This is a genomic window from Synechococcus sp. B60.1 (assembly GCF_047462555.1).
GTDB lineage: Bacteria > Cyanobacteriota > Cyanobacteriia > Thermostichales > Thermostichaceae > Thermostichus.
Genome location: NZ_JANSJN010000190.1, coordinates 1 through 1789 on the forward strand (window position 1 = coordinate 1; position 1789 = coordinate 1789).

Sequence of the window (1789 nt, forward strand, 5' to 3'; positions counted from 1 at the left end):
TACAGCCCCAAGACCGTGTCGGTCAAGTGCTCCCAAACCTGCCGCTCATCAGCAAAAAGGCTGAGGAGAACCGTCAGGACGGGAACGAGAATGAGGCCGCTGAGGGTTAGCGTCAGAAGCGCCCAGCCGTTCAGAGCAGAGAAGCCGCTTCTCAACAGAAATTTGCTCAACCACTTTGGCTGGATCCCTTTGTTCATCTCAGACTGCGGCAGCTACCTGCTTTGACAAAACTCGACCAGCTCTCGGGAAACAAAAGAAGATCCCACCCTTTTTGACAGCTCTTTCAGAACAAGCTCTTCGGCAGCTTGACAAAATAGACAATGTTCTCGTCTTGCTTGTTATCTAGGTAGGGCATCATTTTCTCCTTTACTACGCCCTTTTCTGAGACAATGCCGAAGTCGTCGTCGTTCACTATCGCAAGAGTATTTGCATCAAGGATGACCAATCCCTCTGGCTTATCGTGGGGATAATTGGGGATCGACATGATGTCAAATACTTCTTCTTTAGAAACGGGCTTGATCCCTGCTGCAGTTATTTCATCTTATGTGAGCTGCTCTAGCGTCTTGCCGTTGACCAGCCGGCCGTTCGGGCTAGGGTCAAAGACATCAGTAGCACCAGAAATGTCAATTTTGTAGATTTTCTTGGTCACCTCTTTGTCGGCTCCCGGTGTTTTACCATCCCGCTCGAGGACTAGGAAAGTCGTGTTTGTGATGGCAGCAATTTCACTAACAGCCGTGCCTGTTCCCTCCAGAGGGTAGAGGTATTCCCTAAACTTGCCCGTGGCCAGCTCGTAGAAGAGTATCCTACAAACGGTCGCGGTCTTTTGAACGTCTTTGTTTGGGTTCAAAAGCGGCGACTGCATGATGCCGACCAGATAGTTCTGATCGGGCGTCAGAGTTAGCCCCTCCATGCCGCGATTGGGGCGCCGGTTTTTGTAAACTTCTGGAAGCTTTTTGCCGCCGAATCCGCTCCCAAAAGGATTAATCCACTCGATTACCTTGCCGTTGGCATCGAAATGGATCAAGTGAGGTCCGTATTCGTCGGCAACCCAAAAACTCCCATCTTTGGCCACCGCAATGCCTTCTGGGTCAATGCCCTTGGGATCCGGAGCCAGCGGTTTGCCGCTGAGATCGTAAGCTTTCTCTCCTGTCCCCCCCAAATTAGATGGATTGGGAATCCCCGTGAGATTTTTGCCTGTTTCGTCTTGCAGCAGAATGACTTTGTCTAACTTGAAGCTATCGCTGTCCAGAGATAATCTGGCGACTTGAGGGGTAAAGTCGGGCTTAGGGAAAATCTTGTCGTTTGATTCAGCTCCATCGATATTGGGGCCGCGATCGGTGAGCACATAGAAGTACTGGCCATCAAAGGCAAGGCCAGAGCCAAACCCGCCATTGTAGATTTTGACGCCGTTTTCCGTGGTTAAAAGCAGATCCCGCTTGGGAACGGGAGCCTTTTCAGGGAAGTTTTCAATTGCTCTTGCTGGGCTATCGCTGTAAGAAGAAGTTAAAAAAGGAAGGAGCAAGAACAGGGCTACTGGGCGCAGTTGTTTCATTAGTCAAACCTCCAGAAGCTTTGAAAAAGATGGACAGGAGAGGAGTGCGGCCTCTAACTGAGGCCGCGCCATCCCATGAGTATCAACGTTTGGCCAAAAACTGTCAAGCTGCCTAACGTTTGCGGCTTAAGCAACGGGAGGCTGCACTCAGGATCTACTTCCAACCGGCCCGATCCATCACTTTTAGAGCATCGGGGGTAACGCGGCCAATGCTGGCGGCGTTGATCGTGTCTTCCT

Annotated in this window: 1 pseudogene; it reads right to left on the reverse strand. The window is 50.9% G+C overall.

What is annotated here, in order from left to right:
• Positions 1 to 283 precede the first annotated feature (283 nt).
• Positions 284 to 1552, reverse strand: a pseudogene (locus NW863_RS12900) (esterase-like activity of phytase family protein).
• Positions 1553 to 1789 lie beyond the last annotated feature (237 nt).